The sequence below is a fragment of the Streptomyces sp. NPDC058307 genome, from assembly GCF_042880295.1.
Lineage (GTDB): Bacteria > Actinomycetota > Actinomycetes > Streptomycetales > Streptomycetaceae > Streptomyces.
Map to the genome: position 1 here is coordinate 1 of NZ_JBHVYZ010000044.1, position 21,767 is coordinate 21,767.

The 21,767-nt window shown below is 71.0% G+C and carries 19 protein-coding genes; 3 read left to right on the forward strand and 16 right to left on the reverse strand.

Annotated features, from left to right (window positions below; all coding sequences use genetic code 11):
* Nucleotides 1-306 precede the first annotated feature (306 nt).
* Entirely contained in the window at nt 307-885 is a 579-nt protein-coding gene (locus ACFVYN_RS27690; protein WP_390002949.1) for a hypothetical protein, read from the forward strand.
* Nucleotides 886-1,532: 647 nt separating this feature from the next.
* The gene (locus ACFVYN_RS27695; RefSeq protein WP_390002951.1) at nt 1,533-2,129 is read left to right on the forward strand and encodes an FABP family protein; all 597 of its coding nucleotides are present in this window, start codon (nt 1,533-1,535) and stop codon (nt 2,127-2,129) included.
* Here the strand turns inward: ACFVYN_RS27695 and ACFVYN_RS27700 are convergent.
* From ACFVYN_RS27700 to ACFVYN_RS27740, 9 genes are all read right to left on the reverse strand, one after another.
* Nucleotides 2,084-3,241, reverse strand: a complete 1,158-nt coding sequence (locus ACFVYN_RS27700) for an SUKH-4 family immunity protein (RefSeq protein WP_390002954.1) — start codon at nt 3,239-3,241, stop codon at nt 2,084-2,086. The genes ACFVYN_RS27695 and ACFVYN_RS27700 overlap by 46 nt on opposite strands.
* Nucleotides 3,242-3,374: 133 nt before the next feature.
* Nucleotides 3,375-3,908 carry an AAA family ATPase gene (locus ACFVYN_RS27705; RefSeq protein ID WP_390002957.1) on the reverse strand — a complete coding sequence of 178 codons (534 nt, stop codon included), beginning with the start codon at nt 3,906-3,908 and terminating at the stop codon, nt 3,375-3,377.
* Nucleotides 3,908-4,036: a hypothetical protein gene (locus ACFVYN_RS27710; RefSeq protein WP_256123013.1), complete on the reverse strand. Its 129-nt coding sequence runs from the start codon at nt 4,034-4,036 to the stop codon at nt 3,908-3,910. Before ACFVYN_RS27710 ends, ACFVYN_RS27705 begins: the two co-directional genes overlap by 1 nt.
* Nucleotides 4,033-6,342 carry a xanthine dehydrogenase family protein molybdopterin-binding subunit gene (locus ACFVYN_RS27715; RefSeq protein WP_390002960.1) on the reverse strand — a complete coding sequence of 770 codons (2,310 nt, stop codon included), beginning with the start codon at nt 6,340-6,342 and terminating at the stop codon, nt 4,033-4,035. Before ACFVYN_RS27715 ends, ACFVYN_RS27710 begins: the two co-directional genes overlap by 4 nt.
* Nucleotides 6,339-8,189, reverse strand: coding sequence for a 2Fe-2S iron-sulfur cluster-binding protein (locus ACFVYN_RS27720; RefSeq protein ID WP_390002962.1), 1,851 nt, complete (start codon nt 8,187-8,189; stop codon nt 6,339-6,341). Before ACFVYN_RS27720 ends, ACFVYN_RS27715 begins: the two co-directional genes overlap by 4 nt.
* Nucleotides 8,186-9,079, reverse strand: coding sequence for an FAD binding domain-containing protein (locus ACFVYN_RS27725; protein ID WP_390002965.1), 894 nt, complete (start codon nt 9,077-9,079; stop codon nt 8,186-8,188). The genes ACFVYN_RS27720 and ACFVYN_RS27725 overlap by 4 nt, the downstream gene beginning before the upstream one ends.
* Before the next feature lie 244 nt (nt 9,080-9,323).
* Entirely contained in the window at nt 9,324-10,955 is a 1,632-nt protein-coding gene (locus tag ACFVYN_RS27730) for a beta-N-acetylhexosaminidase (protein WP_390002968.1), read from the reverse strand.
* A 153-nt stretch (nt 10,956-11,108) separates the two neighbouring features.
* Nucleotides 11,109-11,390, reverse strand: a complete 282-nt coding sequence (locus ACFVYN_RS27735; protein WP_390002971.1) for a DUF3039 domain-containing protein — start codon at nt 11,388-11,390, stop codon at nt 11,109-11,111.
* Nucleotides 11,391-11,419: 29 nt separating this feature from the next.
* Complete coding sequence (locus tag ACFVYN_RS27740; protein ID WP_390002974.1) at nt 11,420-11,992, reverse strand: YqgE/AlgH family protein; 573 nt, start codon at nt 11,990-11,992, stop codon at nt 11,420-11,422.
* A 253-nt stretch (nt 11,993-12,245) separates the two neighbouring features.
* Between ACFVYN_RS27740 and murA the strand changes: the two genes are divergently transcribed.
* Complete coding sequence (gene murA, locus ACFVYN_RS27745) at nt 12,246-13,592, forward strand: UDP-N-acetylglucosamine 1-carboxyvinyltransferase (protein ID WP_352391143.1); 1,347 nt, start codon at nt 12,246-12,248, stop codon at nt 13,590-13,592.
* 509 nt (nt 13,593-14,101) lie between these two features.
* Here the strand turns inward: murA and ACFVYN_RS27750 are convergent.
* The 7 genes from ACFVYN_RS27750 to ACFVYN_RS27780 all read right to left on the reverse strand — a co-directional run bounded on the left by ACFVYN_RS27750 (nt 14,102) and on the right by ACFVYN_RS27780 (nt 21,719).
* Nucleotides 14,102-14,383, reverse strand: a complete 282-nt coding sequence (locus ACFVYN_RS27750; protein WP_007382399.1) for an HU family DNA-binding protein — start codon at nt 14,381-14,383, stop codon at nt 14,102-14,104.
* Between the two features lie 336 nt (nt 14,384-14,719).
* The gene (locus ACFVYN_RS27755; protein WP_390002977.1) at nt 14,720-16,135 is read right to left on the reverse strand and encodes an NAD-dependent malic enzyme; all 1,416 of its coding nucleotides are present in this window, start codon (nt 16,133-16,135) and stop codon (nt 14,720-14,722) included.
* 333 nt (nt 16,136-16,468) lie between these two features.
* Nucleotides 16,469-18,925, reverse strand: a complete 2,457-nt coding sequence (locus tag ACFVYN_RS27760; protein WP_390002980.1) for a HelD family protein — start codon at nt 18,923-18,925, stop codon at nt 16,469-16,471.
* Nucleotides 18,926-18,988: 63 nt separating this feature from the next.
* Nucleotides 18,989-19,816, reverse strand: coding sequence for an anti-sigma factor family protein (locus ACFVYN_RS27765; RefSeq protein ID WP_390002982.1), 828 nt, complete (start codon nt 19,814-19,816; stop codon nt 18,989-18,991).
* The gene (locus ACFVYN_RS27770) at nt 19,816-20,337 is read right to left on the reverse strand and encodes a sigma-70 family RNA polymerase sigma factor (RefSeq protein ID WP_010039908.1); all 522 of its coding nucleotides are present in this window, start codon (nt 20,335-20,337) and stop codon (nt 19,816-19,818) included. The genes ACFVYN_RS27765 and ACFVYN_RS27770 overlap by 1 nt, the downstream gene beginning before the upstream one ends.
* A 319-nt stretch (nt 20,338-20,656) precedes the next feature.
* Nucleotides 20,657-21,247 carry a CGNR zinc finger domain-containing protein gene (locus ACFVYN_RS27775; protein ID WP_390002985.1) on the reverse strand — a complete coding sequence of 197 codons (591 nt, stop codon included), beginning with the start codon at nt 21,245-21,247 and terminating at the stop codon, nt 20,657-20,659.
* Between the two features lie 283 nt (nt 21,248-21,530).
* Nucleotides 21,531-21,719 carry a hypothetical protein gene (locus ACFVYN_RS27780; protein ID WP_390002987.1) on the reverse strand — a complete coding sequence of 63 codons (189 nt, stop codon included), beginning with the start codon at nt 21,717-21,719 and terminating at the stop codon, nt 21,531-21,533.
* Between the last annotated feature and the right edge of the window lie 48 nt (nt 21,720-21,767).

The following is a 21,767-nucleotide window of genomic DNA, read 5'->3' on the forward strand; positions in this document are numbered from 1 at the left end:
TCCTGCGCGATCTGCGCGTTCGGCCGGCCCTCCGCGCACGCCAGCACGATCCTCGACCGCAACACCAGCGCCTGAGACGCCGTCTGCTTGCGCAACCAGCCCCGCAGCACCCGGCGTTCGTGATCGGACAACTCCAGCGACAACGGCTTCGGACCAGGCATCACCCCACCCTACAACCGCCCATGAATTAGCGACTCAGGACACTAGTGTATCGGCGCAGGTCAGCGTACCGTTCGGTCGCGAATTGCGACGCTCTTGAAAGCCGTTCCCATGTGATCCTGGCCAGCCAGGTGCAACCATCCTCGGATGGACCCTTCGGTGACAGGTGCTCTGATCGGCCTGATTGGCGTTGTCGCTGGCGCTGGTGCTGCTTTCGGTGGCGTGGTCTACCAGCAGCTGCACTCTGAACGCGCAGCGTTGATGGCGCGCAAGCGGACCGAGGCGGCGGGAGCGGCAGAGCAACTCTTGGTCGAACTCCTCAGCATCCAGCAGCTCCTCAGGCGCGGAACCTACGACTTCTCTGAAGAGGAACGGCGTGAGCACTACCGAACACTGATGCGTCATCCCGCCACGATGCAATTGCACTCGCAGTGGCTGCCGGACGCAGAGTTGCGCTCACGCCTAAGTGTCAATGCGCTGTACGTCAACCTTGGTCCTTCCGGTGACGTGCGAAGTGACGTAGAGAGGCGCCAGAACGGCATGGCCGTGTGCTTTGACTCCATCGCTTGCCTCGGAGCGTTCTTGCGATCCGAAGACCTTCCGGGCCGACCGCCCGATGCTCAGCAAGTCCTAGATCATTGGCCGGACGGGCAAGACGGTCACACCTTCATCGTGTCCAGTTGGCCGGCGGACACAGAAGAGCCGTCCGCCAGATCGGGCGAGTAGCTGCGCCGACGTGAACTCCAGCTGGACTGCATCGCGATGCGGCGTCGCCCTCGGGCCTGTGCAGGACATCTACCGACTGAGCCGATCAATACCAGCGCAGCTGAGTCCAAGATCAGGGCACGCCCCACGGATGCGGCAAGTGAATCTGTCGGCGGTCTACCTGGTAAGGGCGATCAGAGGGCACAACACCGTCACGCAGATTCAACGGCTACCAACGCCGTCCAACGCCATGCCCCCTGGTCACCACGTTGCTTGACAGTCTCCGCAGATGATGCGCAGAGGAGCGGCACCCCCGCGCAGAGTGTCGACGTGCTCAGTGCAGACGCCGAGCCGGCTGAGTTGACTCCGCGACTCGTGTCCGGTCGCGGACCGTCTCAGTTTCCGTCTCGTTCGTCGTCGTACGCAGGCGTCCGAGGCCGTTCATCCACCCAGGGTGGGCGCCGCCCGTACGGAAATGAACACCCTTGACCACGCGCGAATCACGTCCTGACCAGCACAGACCAACCTGCAAAGCGTGTTACGCCGCGGGTTCGATTCCCGCCACGGCCTCTGTTGGGGAAGGGGCGGCATCCTCAAGGTGCCGTCCCCTCCGCTGTTCCGCGTCCTAGGCTTGCCGTCGGTAGTGGCCGTCAGTGAGGAGTGCGGGCGTGGTCGAGAGTGTGGCGGAGCCTCCTTTTCCTGATGGCCTGGGGGCGGAGCAGGGGCCTGCTCCTCATGTGCTGCTCGAGCCTGTGATCGGGTTCCTGGGGGTGTGGCGCGGTCGCGGGCGAGGTGGGTATCCGACGCTCGACGGCGACTTCGTGTACGCGCAGGAAGTCCGCTTCAGTCACGACGGTCGGCCCTTCCTCCGGTACGAGGCCCGGGCCTGGCTGCTCAACGGTGACGGGGCGCCGCTCAGGCCCGCGGCGCGGGAGAGCGGGTGGTGGCGGGTTCAGCCGGACGGGCGGGTGGAGGCGCTGGTCACCCAACCCACCGGCATCACGGAGGTTCTGGTCGGGGACGCGCGAGAGGGCACAGTCGAACTTGCCACGCACACCGTGGCCCTCACCCCCACTGCGAAGGACGTGACGGCCACCCGTCGGCGGTACGCACTGGCCCCCGGCGACGACAGGGACACCTTCACGTTCGTCCACGACCTCGCCGCGGTCGGGCAGCCCCTGCAGCACCACCTCTCGGCGACCCTGCACCGCGCAGACGCTCAGAGCACCCCGCCCGCCTCGTCCTGGAACAGCTCCGTCCAGTAGTGCCAGTCCGCGTCCGTCGTCGTGCCCGTGGGGTCGATGGTGGACAGGGCGCGGATCATCGTCTTGGCGACCTGGACGTACAACGTGTTCGTCAGTTCGTGGGCGAGTGACTCGTCTATCCGGCGCTCCCGGTGCAGGAGCCAGAGGGTGAAGGCGAGGGTGGAGATGTCGGTGTTCAGGGGGTGGAGCGTTCCCTCGCGCTCGCTCCAGTTCAGGACTCCGCCCGTCTCGCCGTCGACGACCAGGGTGTTGTCCTCGATCAGGTGGCCGAGGACGATCAGGTGGTCGGCGCGGGGCGGGAGGGCGACCAGCTGGTCGGCCCGGTGCTCGGCGAGGGTCGGGAGCGGGGCGTCCGGGTCGGTGTGGAAGAGGACGCCGTCCTCGGGCAGGCCCGTCTCCGCCAGGAAACGGCGGGTCGGGGCATGCGTGAGCGTGGACGGGAAGTCGATGTCCTCGAAGCGGACGACATGACTGCGGCCGAACTCCTGGTCCAGGAGGCGCGGTGGGAGGTCCACGGCCAGGCCGGAGTCCGTGCCGGGGCCCGCCACCAGGGCCAGGGGGCGGATCAGGGCCGCGATCTTCCAGAACGTCGGCACATCGCCGCCCGTGCCCTCCTCGAACACCGTCAGCAGCTGACGCGTCGCGTCCTCCACGGCCGTAGGGCCGAAGCGGCCGGCGTACGCGGCGAACTGGCCGCGCACCTCCGTCAGTTCGTCCGTCGCCGTCGCGAAGCGGACCAGGGTGGGGAGAGAGGGGGCCAGGGGGATGCGGTCCATCAGGTCGGGGCGGGCGTGGAAGAACGCCGTCGTCGAGACCTCGCCCGTGACCCCGTCGAGCAGGACCGACTCCGTCTCCCTGCCGTGCAGGTCCGTGAGTCCGCCTATCACCAGCTGGCCGCGCAGCTCCTCGCTGAGGTGTCCGCCCGCGTCGGACGTCGCGTCCGCCACCGTCCGCAGGCCCTCCCTGCGCAGTTCCTCGAAGGTGAACAGGTCGCTGTCGCCCGGCAGTCCGGGGCCGCTGAGCCAGCGGCGGGTCGACACATGTGAGATGTACGGGTGCAGTTCGTCCTCGGTCAGTCTGATCGCCGCTACGGCGGCATCGGTCGTGCTCATGGCTTCCCCCGTGTGCTTCGTACGCAGTCCCGCGGCCGGGCACGGCACGGCGAACCCGTCGGGCCTGCGCTCGTCCCCCACTGCTCGAAACACTACGCGCCACCACTGACAACGCCCCCGTACCAGGGAGACGTCAGAGCACGCTCGCGCGTTCCCGCCCCGCGAGAATCGCCTCCACCGTCTGTGCCGGGGTCAGTTCGGAGGTGTCCAGCCACAGGCCGACCGGCGGCGTCGACGCCCGCAGCACCTCGTCCAGCGCGGGGATCGTCCAGGTCGCGTCGTCGTAGCCCGTCTTCGCCCGGCCCGCCTCCCGCGCGGCCACCGTGCCGGCGTCCGGCGCCAGGACGACGACGTACAGCGGCCGGGTCCGGACCAGACCGACGTACGCCGTCAGGTCCTCGCCCAGCACCACGTCCTGGACGACGGCCGCGAATCCGGCATCTGCGTACGCGTCCGCCGTCACGGCCGACAGCCGGTACCGCAGACGGAGTTGGGCGGAGGCCTCACCGGTTGCGCCGGGCACGTACTCCTCGCGCCCGGACACGATCATCCGCCGGAACACGTCCCCGCGCACGTGCGCGGCTCTCGGCAACCGCCCCGCGAGTGCCTGCGCGACCGTCGACTTCCCGGCCGCCATCACACCGGTGACCAGCACGACTCCGCGCATCACGCGAAGTACACGCCGCCCACCACGACCACGATCGCCGCCACCACGAACAGCAGGATCCACAGCGCCAACTTGCCCAGCCCTGGCGGCGGTTCGTACTCGCGGGGTTCCTGTCCCGGAGAGCTCATCGGTCCGTCACCACCGCGGCCTGCGGGCGGATCGGCAGCCGGTTGACCGGACGGCCCGTCGCGGCCCGTACGGCGGAGGCGATGGCCGCGGGGGACGTGACCACCGGCACCGCGCTGGCCGCCTTCGCGCCGAACGGGGCGACCACGTCCCGCTCCTCGACGAGCTTGACGATCCGGATCTCCGGCGCGTCCAGGGCCGTCGGCAGGGCGTACCCCGTGAGGTCCGGGTGGCGGATCAGCCCGCGCGCGCTGCGCAGGTTCTCCGTCAGCGCTATCCCGACGCCCTGGGTGACGCCCGCTTCGATACGGGCCTCCAGTTGGGCGGGGTTGAGGATCCGGCCGACGTCCTGGGCGAGCGCCAGCTCGACCACGCGGACCGAGCCGAGCTCGATGTCGACGTCGACCACCGCGCGGATCGCGCAGAACGCCATCCCGACGAAGGCGTCGCCCTGGCCGATCTCGTTGAGGGGTTCCGTCGGGTGCGGACGGCACTGGGCGGTAGCCCACAGTTCCTTGCCGTCCATGGCCTCGGTGACGGTCGTCGACAGGACGCCGTCGTACGAGGTGATCTTGCCGTCGGTGATCTGGAGCAGCTCGGTGGACATGCCGAACTTGTGCGCGAGGGGCTGGAGGAGCTGGGTGCGGACCATCTTGGCCGCACGTTCCACCGCGCCGCCCGAGACCCAGGTGTGGCGGCCGCGGGCGCCCGGCCCTGCCGGGGGCTGGTCGGTGTCGACGGGGGCCACGTGGACGTCGTCGATGCCGAGCGTCTCCTGGACGATCTGGCGGGCCAGCGTGGTGAAGCCCTGGCCGGTCTCGACTGCCGCGCAGAGCACCGTGGCGACGCCGTCCTGGACCCGTACGGTGGCCGTGGAGACCTCGTCCGCGCCCTCCGCGCCCAGCATGTGCACCATGCCGAGGCCGTAGCCCACGCCCCGGCGGATTGCGCCCGGCTCGCCCGCGCCCTCGGGGCCGCCGGGCAGCAGCCACTCGTCCTCGGGGGTGTCCTTGGGCAGCGCCGGCAGCGGGAAGTCCCGTACCGCCTGGAGCAGTTCGGCGACCGGCGCCGGGCAGGTCACCGTCTGGCCGGTCGGGAGTACGTCACCGGTGGCGAGGGCGTTGCGCAGGCGCAGTTCCGCCGGGTCGACGCCCAGCTTCTTCGCCAGCTTGTCCATCTGCGCCTCGTAGGCGGCGCACACCTGCATCGCGCCCTCGCCGCGGACATGGCCGGAGGGCGGGTTGTTGGTGCGCACGGCCCAGCCCTCGATGAAGGCGTTCGGGACGACGTACGGCCCGCAGGCGAAGCCCACGGCGGCGGCCAGGGCCTCCGAGGAGGTGTCGGCGTAGGCGCCCGAGTCGAGCAGGATCTGCGCCTCGACCTTGACCAGCTTGCCCTCGGCGTCGGCGTGGTGGCGGTAGCGGAGCAGGGTGGGATGCCGGTGCACGTGGCCCAGGAAGGACTCCTCGCGCGTGGCGGTCAGCTTCACCGGGCACTGCGTCTTCAGCGCGAGCAGCCCGAGCGGGAGCTGGAAGCCCTGGTCCTCGCGGTCTGCGGTGGCGCCGGGGACACCGGTGACGACGACCTTGACGCGCTCCGGTTCGAGGCCGTAGCAGGCGGCGGCCGTGTCGCGGTCGGCGTGCGGGTCGGTGGAGGCGAGGTAGAGCTCGACGCCGCCGTCGGGACGGGGCACGGCGAGGCCGGCCTCGGCGCCGATCGGGGCGGGGTCCTGGCGGCCGATGCGGTACTGGCCCTCGACGACGATCTCGCCGGTCGCCGAGGGGTCGCCGTGCTGGAGCGGGATGTGCCGGACCAGGTTGCCGTCCGGATGCAGGAGCTCGGCCTCGAAGGCCTGCTCCGGGTCGGTGACGGGGTCGAGGACCTCGTACTCGACGATGACGGCGGCCGCTGCCATGCGCGCGGTGTCGGGATGGTCGGCGGCGACGGCCGCGATGGGCTCGCCGTGGTGGCGCACGACCTCGGAGGCGAACACCGGGCGGTCGGCCCTGCCGCGGCCGTGCACCGGGCTGCCGGGCACGTCCTCGTGGGTGACGACCGCGCGGACTCCGGGCATCTCACGCGCGTGGGAGGTGTCGATGGACACGATGCGCGCGTGCGCGTGCGGGGAGCGCAGTACGGCCGCCCACAGCAGGCCCTCGGCCCACAGGTCGGCCGCGTAGGGGAAGGTGCCCTCGGTCTTCGCGCGCGCGTCGGCGGGCGGCAGGGAGACGCCGATGCCGTGCGGAATCGGCTCGGGGGCGGGTGCTGCCTCCGCGGCGGTGGTCGCGGTGGCGGCTTCGTTGCTCACGCCTGGCCTCCGTCCTGTCCCTGTCCGTACGCCTGCTCATGCGGTCCGGAGGCGTTCGGGAAACCCGGGGAGTCGAACGCCGACGGGTGGACGCCTCCGGCCCCGGGGCCCGCCTGGTGGGGAATACGTGCCCCGTCGCCGTCCGTCTCAGCGTCGCCGCCCGCGTGGGCCTCGCGCTCGGCGACGACCTCCTTGACGGCGTCGACGACGCCCCGGTAGCCGGAGCAGCGGCAGAGGTTGCCGCACAACGCCTGGCGGGTCTCCAGCTCGGTGGGCGCGGGGTTGCCCTCCAGCAGGTCGTGCACGGTCATCGCCATGCCGGGCACGCAGAACCCGCACTGCACGGCGCCGCACCGGGCGAGCGCCCGCTGCACGTCGGAGGGGCTGCCGTCCTCGGCGAGGCCCTCGACGGTACGGACCTCGCTGCCGGCGGCGGTCACAGCGGGCACCAGGCAGGACGCGACGAGCCGTCCGTCGACCTGGACGTTGCACGCCCCGCACTCGCCCTGCGAGCAGCCGTCCTTGGCACCGGCGAGTCCGAGCCGCTCGCGCAGCACGTAGAGCAGCGACTCGCCGATCCAGGCGTCGGTGACGGGGCGGTCGACGCCGTTGACGCGCAGGACGTAGGAGGCGAGGGGGTGTTCCTCACCGGAGGTCGCGGGGGCCTGGTCGTCGGGGTTCTCGTCGGGGTCGGCGGCGGACTCCTCGGCGGCCTCCGGGGCCGGTTCGTCGCCGCCCACGGCCGGGGCGAGCTCGCCACCGGTTCCGGGCGGGCCGTCAGAGGCTTCTACGGCCTCTTCGGCGTCCTCGGGGGCCCTGGGGGCCACCGGTGCCGTCGGCGCCTCACCGGGGCCCGGTGAGAGCTGTGAGACGGCTACGGAGGGGCTGTCCGCGTAGGACTCGACGGGGTCGTGGGACCGGTCCGTGCCGTGCGGTTCGGCGAGAGCGACGCCGTAGCCGTCGGTGTCGGCATGCGGCTGCGCGGAGTCCTGTGCCGCCTGGTGGGACACCTCGTCGGGCTCGGGCCGCTGCGGGGCGTCGCCGGCCGGGTCACCGTGCCGCTCGCCGACCTCGTCGACCTCGCCACCCGGCATCTCACCGGCGGGCACGTGCGCGTGGCCGTCGTCGACCGCACCGCCGTGACCGCCACCGTGACCGGCGTCGAAGCCCCCGTGTCCATCGTGACCGGCGTCGAAGCCGCCGTGTCCGTTGCCGTGCGGCACGTGCGCGTGCTGTTCCCCGGCCGGTCCGCCGTGTTCGGGTCCCGTTCCCGGGCCACCGTGGGGCTGGTCCGCCCACGGCTGTGCCTGCGGTGCCTGCGGTGTCGCCCAGGGCGCGGACGCGCCGCCCGGCAGGGTCGCCGGAGGGGTGCCGCCCCACTGCTCGACCAGGGACGACGTGGTGAACTCGCCCGATTCGTCCGGGAGGTCGCCGCCGGCCACGGGGATCGACCACTGGCCGGTGACGTCGTGCCCGGGGGCGGGGGCCGCCAGGGGGTCCTCGACCTGCCACTGCTGGGTGGTCGCGGGGTTGTACGTGAACTGTCCGGTGTGGCCCTGCGGCAGGGTGCTCGGGTCGGGCCACTGCGCGCCCTCGGCCGGCACCGCCCAGGCGCCCGTGCCCGCCGGGTCGGTCCCCTCGCCCTGCGAGGCCGTTATCTGCGGCGGCACATAGCCATGACCGGGCGCGGCGAGCGGGCTGTCGGCGGAGGCCAGGAGGGCGTCGATGCCCCCTTCGGGGAGTTTCACGAAGGCGGTCGCGCCGTCGTCGTAGTCACCCTGGGGCAACGGGTCCCAGCGGCCGGCGGCCCGGGGCGTGCCCTCTCCGTGCTGGTCGTCGGCGGTCATGACAGTGCCCTCCCCAGTGCTCGTCGGGCCAGCGCGGCGACGGTGCGCCGCAGGTGCAGTACTGCGGGCGGATGCTGCGGCACGGAACCGTCCGGGGCCGGTGCCGGGTCCGGGATGCAGGCCGCAGCGACGTACTCGCCGAAGGCCTCCAGGGCCTCCGGGACGATCGCGCGGTTGTTGTCCCAGTCGATGAGCCGGGCCACCCACTGCTCGGCGTCCAGGGGCCGCAGCGGCATCGGCGCTATGGCCCCGACGGCACACCTGACCCCGCGCCGGGCCGGGTCCAGGACCAGCGCGACGGAGGCCATCGCGCGGCCCGGGCCGGTGCGGCCGGTGACCTTGAGGAAGACCTGCGGGGCGTGCAGCAGCGGCACGCGCACGAAGCCGATGAGTTCGCCGGCGCGCAGCATCTCCATGCCGGCCAGCAGGTGCGAGACCGGCATCTCCCGGCGGGCCCCGTCCGGGCCCGCGATGATCAGCGTGGCCTCCAGGGCGGCGAGGACGGGCAGCGCGTCGCCCGTGGGGGCCGCCGAGGCGATGTTGCCGCCCAGGGTGCCGGCGTTGCGGATGTGCGGCGGACCGGCGGCGCGGGCGGCGGCCGCGAGGGCGGGGATGAGGGCGGCGAAGTCGGGGCGGCCCATACGCGCGTGCGTGAGTCCCGCGCCGAGCAGCGCGTGTCCGTCCTGGTACTGCCAGCCGCGGATCTCGCTGATCCGGCCCAGGCCGACGAGTGCGGCGGGTCTGAGCTGCCCGGAGTTGACGGCGGCCATCAGGTCGGTGCCGCCGGCGACGGGCACGGCGGCGGGCATGGCGGTGAGAGCCGCCACGGCCTCGTCCAGCGTCGTGGGCAGCGTGACGGCCTGCGCCGCCTGCGGTGCGTGCGTGGTCAAACCGGCTGCCCCTTCCCGCTGTCCCACCTGGTCCTGCCGGCCCTGCCTGTTGTCGCCGTACGGTACGTGCTGACAGGGCGGACGTGGCAACTCTGGCACATCTTCGCAACACCCGAAGACAGGGGTCCACTAGGAGGCGTTCGGCGGCATTCGCCCACCCCGTCAGGGAGATGGTCCGTTTTCGTACGGGATCTCCCGCACAGGGCGATTGACACTCTTCGGTGACCCTTGAGGCCTTTTTCCGCTACCTGTTCGGGGGCGTCCCCTCGATGGGCCGGCCGAGCACACCGGGCCGTTTCTGCCACGGCAGCGGTCCCGTGGGCGGCCGGTAGCCGACGCCCAGAGCGTCGAGCACTTCGTAGTGCGCGGTCATCCGCCGCTCGAAGTCGGCGAAGTCCCGTTCCCCGGGGGCGGGAAGAGCGCTCCAGGCCACCTCGGCGAAGGCCGCGAGCCGGGGGAAAGTCTGGTAGTCGACGCGCCCCTGATCCTCCATCACCTCGGTCCACACATTGGCCTGCGCGCCGAGGACGTGCGCGGCCTCCTCCGGCGTCAACTCCGGTGGAACGGGCTCGAACCGATAGACGTCCTCCAGGGTGCGGACGTAGGCGATGGGGACCGGCTCGTCCGCGCCCGCGTCCTGACGGTGGTCCAGGTACACATACTGCTCGGGGCACATGACGACGTCGTGGCCGGAGCGGGCGGCGGCGATCCCGCCCTCGTAGCCGCGCCACGAGGAGACGGCCGCCCCCTCGGCGAGCCCGCCCTCCAGGATCTCGTCCCAGCCGATGAGCCTGCGCCCGCGCGCGGAGAGCCACTTGTCGAAGTGTCCGATGAACCAGGACTGCAACTCGTCCTCGTCCGCGAGGCCGAGTTCCTCGATACGGGCCTGGACGAGGGGCGATTCCCGCCACTGCTCCTTGGCGCATTCGTCGCCGCCGATGTGAACGAACTCGCCGGGGAACAGCTCCAGCAGCTCCTCGAAGACCCCCTCGTAGAAGCGCAGGGTGTTGTCAGTGGGGGCGAGTACGTTCAAGGAGATGCCCCAGCTGTCCCAGACCGTGAGGGAGGACGTGTCGATGATGTCGGTGTTGCCGAGTTCCGGGTACGCGGCGATGGCGGCCTGCGAGTGTCCGGGTACGTCGATCTCGGGGACGACGGTGATATGCCGTTCGGCCGCGTAGGCGACGATCTCCCGGATGTCGTCCTGGGTGTAGAAGCCACCGTGCGGCTTCTCCTCCCACAACGGCGAGGCTCCGTGGCCGAATCTGGTACGCGCCCGCCATGAGCCCACCTCGGTGAGCCGGGGGTACCTCTTGATCTCGATCCGCCAGCCCTGATCGTCCGTCAAGTGGAAGTGGAAGACGTTGAGTTTGTGCGCGGCCATCAGATCCAGGTAGCGCAGGACGCCGTCCTTGGGCATGAAGTGCCGGGCCACGTCGAGCATGAGGCCGCGCCAGCGGAACCGGGGGGCGTCGCTGACGATGACCGGGGGTACTTCCCAGACGCCCTCGGAGGTGACGGGGGCGCGACGGAAGGCGGCGGGGCCGAGCAGCTGGCGGAAGGTCTGGGCGCCGTAGAACAGGCCCTGCGGGCTCGCCCCGTCGATGACGACGGCGTGTTCGTCCACGGTGAGGCGGTACGCCTCGGGGCTGCCGAGTTCGTCGGCGAGGGGTGGCGTGATCCGCAGCCGGATGCGGCGCCCGCCGGAGGCGTACGGCTCCAGCGGCAGGCCCGTCGCCGCGCCGACCGCGGTGCGCAGCCAGTGGGCCACGCGTCCGGCGCCGGGGCCGGTCTCGATCCCGGTGTGCTCGTCGAGGACGAACACCGGGCCGCCGGGGCTGACGACGCTCGACGGCGCCGGAATCAGTGAGGTCACATCAGTCCTTGAGTACCAGCGTCGGTGCGAAGTGTCGCCGAAGTGTCGCCGATGACGAACGACACGCAAAGGCCCCCGGGGCACACGCAGCGCGCCCCGGGGGCCTCGCGAAGTTCAGCCGAGCGGCAGCCCTACGGATGTCCTACGTCGGTCCTACTTGTCGCCGCCGCCCTTGTCGTCGTCCCCGGAACCCATGGACTCGTAGATCTCCTTGCACATGGGACACACCGGGTACTTCTTGGGATCGCGGCCGGGTACCCACACCTTGCCGCACAGCGCCACGACGGGGGTCCCGTCGAGGGCGCTCGCCATGATCTTGTCCTTCTGGACGTAGTGGGCGAAGCGCTCGTGGTCGCCGTCGCCGTGGGAAGTCTGCGGCGTGGGCTCGACGAGGGTCCCCGTACCAGTCCCGCGCTCGGGCTCGAGAGTGCTCATACGCCCAAGAGTACTGAAGCTCACATGGATCAGTTGAGCGAAGGGTCGTCGGGGTAGGTGGCCACCATCGCGAGTTCGTTGCGCTGGCGGCGCAGGACCTCGCGCCACAGTCTCTCCGGGGCCGGGGAGGAGACATCGCCGGGTTCCGACTCGACGACGTACCAGGCGCCGTCGACCAGCTCGTCCTCCAGCTGGCCGGGCCCCCAGCCGGCGTAACCGGCGAAGATGCGCAGGCTGCCGAGGGCCGAGGCGAGCAGCTCGGGCGGGGCCTCCAGGTCGACCAGGCCGATCGCGCCGTGCACTCTGCGCCAGCCCAGCGGTGCCCCGTCGACGGCTCCGCCGCCGGGGATGACGGCGACCCCCAGGGCCGAGTCCAGGGAGACCGGGCCGCCCTGGAAGACGACGCCGGGTTCGCCCGCGAGGTCGGCCCAGCCCTCCAGGATGTCGCCGACGTCCACCGGGGTGGGCCGGTTGAGGACGACACCGAGGGAGCCCTCCTCGTCGTGGTCGAGAAGGAGCACCACCGCACGGTCGAAGTTCGGGTCCGCCAGGGCGGGCGTTGCCACGAGCAGCCGCCCTGTGAGCGAGGACACCTCGGTCATGCCAGACATGATCCCGCATCTTCCCGTGAAGTGGGGCGGCAATGCGCTTACGGCAGGGGATGCAGCTCAGAGCGCACCGATGCGCCGTAAGCGCACGCCAGGCGCCCGTGACGGCATGTGCCCGACGACTAGCGGTTCGTGTTGTGACAGAGCTATGACGTGGCTGGGCGGCAGTTGGGCTTACAGAAGGGGGGTGGGCGGCGATTACCCTTGCCCTTCTGGCCCCTGCCCGACTCATCGGAACGCGAGATACATGACCGTCAACGGCTCTGACGACGTACTGCTTGTCCACGGCGGAACCCCGCTGGAGGGCGAGATCCGGGTCCGCGGTGCGAAGAACCTCGTACCGAAGGCCATGGTGGCCGCCCTGCTGGGCAGCGAGCCGAGTCGACTGCGCAACGTTCCGGACATCCGTGACGTGCGGGTCGTACGCGGACTGCTGCAATTGCACGGCGTGACGGTCCGTCCGGGTGAGGAACCGGGCGAGCTGGTGATGGACCCGACGCACGTCGAGAGCGCCAACGTCGCTGACATCGATGCCCACGCGGGTTCCTCGCGGATCCCGATCCTGCTGTGCGGTCCCCTGCTGCACCGCCTGGGACACGCCTTCATCCCCGGTCTCGGCGGCTGCGACATCGGCGGCCGGCCCATCGACTTCCACTTCGAGGTGCTGCGTCAGTTCGGCGCGACGATCGAGAAGCGGGCGGACGGGCAGTACCTGGAGGCGCCGCGGCGGCTCCGGGGTACGAAGATCACGCTGCCGTACCCGTCCGTGGGCGCGACCGAGCAGGTGCTGCTGACGGCGGTCCTCGCCGAGGGTGTCACCGAGCTCTCGAACGCCGCGGTGGAGCCGGAGATCGAGGACCTCATCTGCGTGCTGCAGAAGATGGGCGCCATCATCGCGATGGACACCGACCGGACCATCCGCGTCACGGGCGTGGACCGGCTCGGCGGCTACAACCACCGCGCCCTGCCGGACCGTCTGGAGGCCGCCTCCTGGGCGTCCGCGGCGCTGGCGACCGAGGGCAACATCTACGTCAAGGGCGCCCAGCAGCGCTCGATGATGACGTTCCTGAACACCTACCGGAAGGTGGGCGGTGCCTTCGAGATCGACGACGAGGGCATCCGGTTCTGGCACCCCGGCGGGCAGCTGAAGTCCATCGCGCTGGAGACGGACGTGCACCCGGGCTTCCAGACGGACTGGCAGCAGCCGCTGGTGGTCGCCCTCACGCAGGCCACCGGTCTGTCGATCATCCACGAGACGGTCTACGAGTCCCGCCTCGGCTTCACCTCCGCGCTCAACCAGATGGGTGCGCACATCCAGCTCTACCGCGAGTGCCTGGGCGGCTCGAACTGCCGCTTCGGCCAGCGCAACTTCCTGCACTCGGCGGTCGTCTCCGGCCCCACCCGGCTGCAGGGCGCCGACCTGGTCATCCCGGACCTCCGCGGCGGCTTCTCGTACCTGATCGCGGCGCTGGCGGCCCAGGGCACGTCCAGGGTGCACGGCATCGACCTCATCAACCGCGGCTACGAGAACTTCATGGAGAAGCTCGTCGAGCTCGGCGCCAAGGTGGAACTGCCGGGCAAAGCCCTCGGCTGACCCCACCGCCCGACCCTCCGAGGCCGGGCCGCGTCCGGCTCTGCCGGGGGTCCGGGGGTCATCCCCCGGGAAGACACAGCATGGAGAAGCTCGTCGAGCTGGGCGCCAAGGTCGAACTCCCGGGCAAGGCCCTCGGCTGACCCCACCGCCCGACCCCGGCCAGGGAGCAGCCGCTTCCGGCCGGGGGTCCGGGGGTGCCCCCCTCCCGGGCAGACACAGCATGCAGAAGCTCGTCGAACTGGGCGCCAAGGCGGAGCCGCCTGGCAAAGCCCTCGGCGCCCGCCCGGGAGCAGCCCAGCCCGGCCCACCCCGGACCCGGGGGCTCCGGGCAGACACAGCGCGGCAGCGGTCGTACGTACGCCGATGGGGCGGTCACCCGGACTCGGGTGACCGCCCCATCGGCGTTGTGCTGAGCGTCCTCAAGGGGCGCGGGGAACTGCGCGGCCGGCCACGGCCGTCCCGACAGCCGAAGAACGGCCCGCAGTCACCCGGCGCTCGAAGCGGAGCGCTTACTTGCCCTTGGCGGCTTCCTTGAGCTTGGAGCCCGCCGAAACCTTGACGCTGTAGCCGGCCGGGATCTGGATCGGGTCACCGGTCTGCGGGTTGCGCGCGGTACGAGCGGCACGGTGGGTGCGCTCGAAGGTCAGGAAGCCGGGGATGGTGACCTTCTCGTCGCCCTTGGCGACGATCTCGCCGACGGTCTCGGCGAACGCGGCCAGAACGGCGTCGGCGTCCTTGCGGGTCACCTCGGCGCGGTCGGCCAGCGCGGCCACCAGCTCACTGCGGTTCATGTTGTTACTCCCGTGTTCTTCTTGCCGTTGGGGTGTGCCACGCGGCGGGGCCGCACACGAGGCACAGCGAAGCCGATGCGCTCGCGCCCAGGGACGCATCCTGCCCCTACCTGCTGCGGGAAAGCCAATCCGGCACCCGTAGAACTCGTATGAACACCCTAGGGGGTCACACGAACAGAGGCCTGGGCGTGGCGCCACCCTAGAGGGTGCCCCGAAGTGCCCGGTTCCGCGACGCGCCGGGCCGGAGGACCACCGTGGCAATCCTCACAGCCGAACAAACATACGACGTCCACTGACCCCACTGTAGACGCGGGGCCGTGGGACCGGACGCGGACCCTACGCCGTCGCCCCGGCGGCCTTCGCCGCGTCGCGCACCGCGCCAGCGACCGCGCCAGCGACCTTGTCGTTGAAGACGCTCGGGATGATGTAGTTCGGGTTCAGCTCGTCCGGGGTAACGACGTCCGCGAGGGCCTTCGCGGCCGCAAGCATCATGTCCGTGTTGACCGTGCGGGACTGAGCGTCCAGCAGGCCGCGGAAGACACCCGGGAAGACCAGCACGTTGTTGATCTGGTTCGGGAAGTCAGAGCGGCCCGTGGCGACGACGGCCGCCGTCAGACGGGCGATCGCCGGGTCGACCTCGGGGTCGGGATTCGCGAGCGCGAACACGATCGCGCCCTCCGCCATGGCGGCCACGTCGGCGCCGTCCAGGACGTTCGGGGCCGAGACGCCGATGAAGACGTCGGCGCCGCGGACGGCCTCCTTCAGGGTCCCGGTCAGGTTCTCGGGGTTGGTGTTGTCGGCGATCCAGCGCAGCGCCGAGCCCGGAGCGGCGTCCACGAGGTCCTCGCGGCCGGCGTGCACGACACCGTGGATGTCGGCGACGACGGCGTTCTTGAGGCCCGCGGCGAGCAGCAGCTTGAGAATGGCCGTACCGGCCGCGCCGGCGCCTGACATGACGACCCGGATGTTCTCGATCGCCTTGCCGGTCACGCGCAGTGCGTTCGTCAGGGCGGCGAGGACGACGATCGCGGTGCCGTGCTGGTCGTCGTGGAAGACGGGGATGTCGAGGGCCTCACGCAGCCGGGCCTCGATCTCGAAGCAGCGGGGGGCGGAGATGTCCTCGAGGTTGATGCCGGCGAAGCCGGGGGCGATCGCCTTGACGATGGCGACGATCTCGTCGGTGTCCTGGGTGTCCAGGCACAGCGGCCAGGCGTCGATGCCGGCGAACCGCTTGAAGAGGGCCGCCTTGCCCTCCATGACCGGGAGAGCGGCCTTGGGGCCGATGTTGCCCAGGCCCAGCACGGCCGAGCCGTCCGTCACGACCGCGACGGAGTTGCGCTTGATGGTGAGGCGGCGGGCGTCCTCGGGGTTCTCGGCGATCGCCATGCACACGCGGGCGACACCCGGGGTGTAGATCATCGAGAGGTCGTCGCGGTTGCGGATGGGGTGCTTGGACTGCATCTCGATCTTGCCGCCGAGGTGCATCAGGAACGTACGGTCGGAGACCTTGCCGAGCGTGACGCCCTCGATGCCGCGCAGCTGCTGGACGATCTCGTCGGCGTGCGCGGTGGAGGAGGCGGCGATGGTGACGTCGATGCGGAGCTTCTCGTGGCCGGACGCGGTCACGTCGAGGCCGGTCACCGAGCCTCCGTGGGACTCCACGGCCGTGGTGATCTGGGACACCGCGGTTCCGCTCGCGGGCACCTCCAGCCGGACCGTAATCGAGTAGGAGACGCTGGGCGCCGTTGCCATGGCCGACTTCCTCTGCTTTCACCTGTGACGCTGCTGCCGTCCGATGGTCGCACCTACTGATGAGTAGGCGTTAGCCGCCCCGGATTGCGGACTTTGTGTTCACGGAACCGTCCAGAAGTCGTCCAGGAGCCGTCCACGGGCCGTGCACGCGAAAGAGGCCCACGTCACATGGACGTGGGCCTCTCACCAGGTCAGTGACACCGACCCGCCATGCTCGCCTCGCGGCAAGTGGTCGCTCGTGGCGACGAAGGTTGGGCCCGGGGGCTTGGATCGGGCCGGTGTCTCGTCCAGGCTAACAAACGGATCCCGAAAGACCATTCCCGTACGGAGAGTTCAATCTCTCAGCAGATCCGGCGCGCCCTCCGCGTTTGGCTGGTCCCGCTCCGCCGAGACGATCGTCAGCTGCTGGGTCGCCCTGGTCAGGGCGACGTAGAGCACCCGCAGCCCGGCGGGCGACTCGTCGGCGATCTCCGCCGGGGAGACGACGACCGTCGCGTCGTACTCCAGGCCCTTGGCCTCCAGGCTGCCGAGCGCCACCACCCGGTCGCCGAGTCCGGTGAGCCAGCGGGCGGCCTCCTCGCGCCGGTTCATGGCGACGACGACGCCGACGGTGCCGTCGACGAGGTCGAGGAGCCTGGCGGCCTCCTCGCGGACGGTCTCGCCCAGCGACTTGCGTACGACGCTGAAGCGGGGCTGGACGCCGGTGGACCGTACCGCCGACGGGGAGGTGGCGCCTGGCATGGCGAGGGCCAGCACGCGGGCCGCGAGGTCGGCGATCTCGGAGGGGTTGCGGTAGTTGACGGTGAGCTGGAAGCGGCGCCGGGGACGGCTGCCGAGGGCCTCGTCGCGGGCCTCGGCGGCCTCGTCGGGGTCGGACCAGGAGGACTGGGCGGGGTCTCCCACGACCGTCCAGGTGGCGTGCCGGCCGCGACGGCCGACCATGCGCCACTGCATGGGCGTGAGGTCCTGGGCCTCGTCGACGATGACGTGGGCGTACTCGACCCGCTCCTGCGCGAGCCGCTCGGCCCGCTCGCGCTGGGTCTCCTCGCGGACCGGCATCAGCTCCTCCAGGCCGGTGAGCTGGTCGAGCGGGTCCAGCTCGCGCCGCCTCCTGGGGCGGGCGGGGGCGCCGAGGAGCGCCTGGAGCTCGTCGAGCATGGCGATGTCGTGCACGGAGAGGCCGTCGCGTCTGAGCGAGCGGGCGACCCTGCGGACCTCGCCGGGGTTGAGGATGCGGCGGGCCCAGCGGCCCAGGCGCCGCTCGTCGGCCATGGCGGCGAGGACGGTCTTCGGGGTGAGCTCGGGCCACCAGGCGTCGAGGAACTCGATGAAGCTGTCCTCGGAGGTGATGTCCTCGTCGAACGACGATCGCAGCTCGGCCGCCAGTTCGGGGTCGTTGTGCCGGGACCCGGCCCCCGACCGCGCCCACAGCGCGTCGAGGAGCAGCTTGCGCGCCCTGGGCCGCAGCAGGTTCACGGGCGCGGTGCCACTGAGGGCGTTGTGGCGGATACGTTCCAGCTCGTCCGCCTCCAGCTCCAGCCGCCGCCCGAAGGCGACGACACGCAGACGGGCCGGGGGTCCGGCGGGGGACTGCGGAGATACGGCGGTGGCGGCGCCGTTGCCGTCCCCGGCACCCTCGTCGGGGCCGGCGAAGTCTCCGAAGGAGAGTTGCCCGGAGTCGGAGCGGCCGGAACGGGCCGCCCTGCCGCGCGCGGAGCCCTCCCCGGCGGCCGTACCGCCGGCGCCCAGCTCCAGGACCCCGCGCGCCGCCTTCCGCAGCACCTTCAGCATCCGGTACGAGCCCTTGGCGCGGGCCACCGCCGGGGAGTCGTACAGGGTGGCCTCGACGCCGTCGACCAGGGAGCCGATCGCGCGGATGGCGACCTGGCCCTCCTCGCCGAGGGAGGGCAGCACGCCCTCGGTGTACGCGACCAGCAGGGGGGTGGGCGAGACGATGAGGATGCCGCCCGCGTAGCGGCGGCGGTCCTGGTAGAGCAGGTACGCGGCGCGGTGCAGGGCCACGGCGGTCTTGCCGGTGCCGGGGCCGCCCTCGACGTAGGTCACGGAGGCCGCGGGGGCCCGGATGACCATGTCCTGCTCGGCCTGGATGGAGGCGACGATGTCCCGCATGGTGTGGCTGCGGGCCTGGCCGAGCGCGGCCATCAGGGCGCCGTCGCCGATGACGGGCAGCTCGTGGCCGTCGAGGAGGGCCTTGAGCTCGGGGCGCATGAGGTCGTCCTCGACGCCGAGGACCTTGCGGCCCTTGGAGCGGATGACCCGGCGCCGTACGACACGCCCGGGATCCACCGGAGTGGACCTGTAGAAGGGCGCGGCGGCCGGGGCCCGCCAGTCGATGACGAGCGGTGCGTAGTCGGAGTCCAGGACCCCGATCCGGCCGATGTGCAGGGTCTCCGCGATGTCGGCGGTGTTGTCCTCGCGGACCGCGCCCTCGGCGGGTTCCACGGCGGTGTAGGCGCCGTCGGGCCCCTTCTTGCCGTCCTTGCCGGGGAGCAGGTCGATGCGTCCGAAGAGGAAGTCCTCGAACTCGTTGTTCAGCCGGTTGAGGTGGACGCCGGCCCGGAAGACCTGGGCGTCCCGCTCGGCGAGGGCGCCGGGCGTGCCGACTTGGCCGCGCTTGGCCGCGTCGTTCATCAGGAACTCCGCCTCGTGGATCTTCTCCTCGAGGCGCCGGTAGACCCGGTCCAGATGTTCCTGTTCGACGCTGATCTCACGGTCCCGGACGGAGTCCTGAACCGAGCCGACCGCGGTTGGTTGAGCCTGAGCGGCCACCGGGCCCCCTTCTGACGTGCTGGGCAGCCGTCAACCGTACGCGAAGGGGACCCCGGCGGGAAGTCAGGCGTCGACCTGGACGAGCTTCTTGCCGTTGGAGTCCACGACCTCGAAGTGGTCGATGTCGTTCTGGGCCGGAGCGACCGCACCGCCGATGTAGAGCGGCTGCTTGGACTCCGCGGTCTTGCCGTTGGGGATGCCGTAGCCCCATTTGCCGACGGACCAGGTGGAGGCCGTCCAGCGCTCGCCGTTGGTGCCGACCGCGATCAGGGAGCACTTGAGCGGTCCCTTGACGCCCTTGAGCTCCAGGCCGAGCGAGGTGCCCCAGTTCTTCTCCTGCATGGCGACGGTCGCGCTGACGCCGGTCTTGGAGTCGGTCGCGGACACCTTGTCGTTCATGGACTCGAAGAGTTCCTTGGGAGTGGCCGCGAGGACCTGGTTCTGCTTGGGCCCGCCGCCCGAGTCGCCGCCGCTCGCCGCCATCGCGACGAACGGACCGCCGATGATCAGCGCGCCCGCGGCCGCCACCATGTAGAAGCTGCGGCGCCGCTTCTGCGCACGGCGCTCGGCGACCTCGTCCACGAGCTTGTTCACGATCCGCGGACTGGGCTTGGCGGACAGCGACTCCCCGATCGCGGGGGTGCCGGAGCCCGGCAGGTCCGCGAGGGCGGCGAGCATCGGCTCCATGCCGGCGAGCTCGTCGAGCTGCTGGGCGCACCATTCGCAGGTCGCGAGATGGGCCTCGAAAGCGGTTGCCTCGGCGTCGTCGAGGATCCCGAGGGCGTAGGCGCCGACGGTCTCATGCTCGTTCGGCACCGGAGATCCCATCATGGAACCTGACATACCCGAACCACCTGTGCCGAATCCCTGGTTACCCCCGTACACACTCATCACGCCGTCACCCCCCGCTCCTCCAGTGCGAGCTTCATCGACCGCAGGGCGTAGAAGACCCGCGAGCGAACGGTTCCGCTGGGTATGCCCAGTGTCTCGGCCGCCTCGTTGACGGTACGCCCCTTGAAATACGTCTCGACGAGCACCTCCCGGTGGGCCGGGGTCAGGTCGTCGAGCGCGTCCGACAGCGTCATCAACCACAGCGCCTTGTCGATCTCGTCCTCCGCGGGGATGACCTCCAGCGGCGACGGATCGACCTCCTGCGGCCGGGCCTGCCGGCTGCGGTGGCCGTCGATGACGATGCGCCGGGCGACCGTCACCAGCCAGGGGCGTACCGATCCGGTCGCTCGATTGAGCTGTCCGGCGTTCTTCCAGGCACGGATGAGCGTCTCCTGCACCACGTCCTCGGCTCTCTGGCGGTCACCCGCAACCAACCGGAGGACATACGCAAGGAGAGGCCCGGCGTGCTCCCTGTAAAGGGCACGCATCAGCTCCTCATCAGGTTCCGAGGGCTGGGACATGCGATGTCGGGCCCTCGATCCACGTTCATTGGCCACGACGGAATCCTTGCGCACGCCCACCTCCGATGTCCGGGGGTTCCCCCAGTCGGTCGCTCGAGAAGGGGTACGGACGTGGGGTGCCGGGTGTTCAAGGTGCGACGACAGTTTTGTTCTGGGTGACGTGACGAGACAGGACATGGGGGCACATTCCCGCCGCGCGATCTTTACATTTCCACCACATGAGCAAGATCACCACTACGGGCCGTAAGGTTGAGCGAGTAAACGAGATGTAATCGAAATCACTTCGACAGCCGCTCCACAGAAGGGACATAACGACCAGTCAGCTCTGCGAGAGTGCCGCGCGCCGACGATGCCGGGCCACCCTTTCCCGGTTCCCGCACACCTCACTGGAGCACCAGCGCCTCCTGCGCCCCCGTGACGTATCGAGGTAGACGATGGGGCAGTTGTCCCCTTCGCACTCTCTGATCCCGGCCCGCGCAACCGGGTCCGTCAGCAGCCCTACGGCGTCCCTGGCGATCGCCCCGAGCAGCGCCGCGCAGTCGGGCGGACCGTCCAGCTCGCGCACCAGCGCGCCGTCCGTGTCCGGTACGGCGCGCGGGGCGGGCGGTGCGGCGCGGGCGGCCTCGTTGACGTGGGCGAGCGCGAGGTCGTAGCCGTGGCCGTGACCGGGTGTGCCGCGCACCAACTGTCCGATGCGGCCGCGCAGTTCCCGGAAGCCGACGAGCCAGGAGGGGTCCATGTGCGTCAGGTCCGTCCCCTCCGGCACCAGCCCCGAACCGACGATCCAGGCGCCGAGCACCTCCGTCGAGTCGAGGCGTTCCTCGGGGTGGGTGGTCGCGAGGAGGTCGAGACAGATCCGTCCGGCGTCGAACCGCAGCTCGTACGCGACCGTGGCCGTACCCAGTGCCATGTGCCTGTCACCGCCTAGGGTGCCCCGGCCGTAAGGGTTCGGTGAGGTGCTCGCGGCTGTTCCGGGGCTCCCTCTAACAGTGCCCTCCCGCCCTCGCCGCCGGAACCCCCCGAACCGTGGGCGGTGCGTGGACGCGCACGTATGCGGCGGCGCGTCTCGGCCATGTAGGAGCTCTGGGCGGGGCCCTTGACTGGAGCCATGACACAGAGCACCGGGAGCAGCGGACCTGTCCTGGGCCGGTTCGTACTGGGCGGGTTCGTACTGGGCGCGGCCACGGTCGCCACTACGTCGAGGTGATGCGCGACATCAACGAGGTCATCCAGAACCCGGTGTTCTTCCTCGGCTTCCTGCGCGCCCCGCTGCTCCCGGCGGTGGCGGCCTGGCAGGCGCGCGGCACGGGCCGACGGGGGTGGGTGTGGGCGGCCCTGGCGCTGTCCGCCCTGGCCTTCCTGGTCACCGTCGCCTTCAACATCCCCTCAACGACGCCCTCGCGCGGGGCCGCGACCCCGGCGCCCTGCGC

Bases quoted from the DNA above. Each gene is read 5' to 3' on its own strand.
- ACFVYN_RS27690 (WP_390002949.1), top strand. From the start codon at position 307: ATGGACCCTTCGGTGACAGGTGCTCTGATCGGCCTGATTGGCGTTGTC.
- ACFVYN_RS27700 (WP_390002954.1), bottom strand. From the start codon at position 3,241: ATGAGCACGACCGATGCCGCCGTAGCGGCGATCAGACTGACCGAGGAC.
- ACFVYN_RS27705 (WP_390002957.1), bottom strand. From the start codon at position 3,908: ATGCGCGGAGTCGTGCTGGTCACCGGTGTGATGGCGGCCGGGAAGTCG.
- ACFVYN_RS27710 (WP_256123013.1), bottom strand. From the start codon at position 4,036: ATGAGCTCTCCGGGACAGGAACCCCGCGAGTACGAACCGCCGCCAGGG.
- ACFVYN_RS27720 (WP_390002962.1), bottom strand. From the start codon at position 8,189: ATGACCGCCGACGACCAGCACGGAGAGGGCACGCCCCGGGCCGCCGGC.
- ACFVYN_RS27735 (WP_390002971.1), bottom strand. From the start codon at position 11,390: ATGAGCACTCTCGAGCCCGAGCGCGGGACTGGTACGGGGACCCTCGTC.
- ACFVYN_RS27740 (WP_390002974.1), bottom strand. From the start codon at position 11,992: ATGACCGAGGTGTCCTCGCTCACAGGGCGGCTGCTCGTGGCAACGCCC.
- murA (WP_352391143.1), top strand. From the start codon at position 12,246: ATGACCGTCAACGGCTCTGACGACGTACTGCTTGTCCACGGCGGAACC.
- ACFVYN_RS27750 (WP_007382399.1), bottom strand. From the start codon at position 14,383: ATGAACCGCAGTGAGCTGGTGGCCGCGCTGGCCGACCGCGCCGAGGTG.
- ACFVYN_RS27755 (WP_390002977.1), bottom strand. From the start codon at position 16,135: ATGGCAACGGCGCCCAGCGTCTCCTACTCGATTACGGTCCGGCTGGAG.
- ACFVYN_RS27765 (WP_390002982.1), bottom strand. From the start codon at position 19,816: ATGAGTGTGTACGGGGGTAACCAGGGATTCGGCACAGGTGGTTCGGGT.
- ACFVYN_RS27770 (WP_010039908.1), bottom strand. From the start codon at position 20,337: ATGTCCCAGCCCTCGGAACCTGATGAGGAGCTGATGCGTGCCCTTTAC.
- ACFVYN_RS27775 (WP_390002985.1), bottom strand. From the start codon at position 21,247: ATGGCACTGGGTACGGCCACGGTCGCGTACGAGCTGCGGTTCGACGCC.
- ACFVYN_RS27780 (WP_390002987.1), bottom strand. From the start codon at position 21,719: ATGTTGAAGGCGACGGTGACCAGGAAGGCCAGGGCGGACAGCGCCAGG.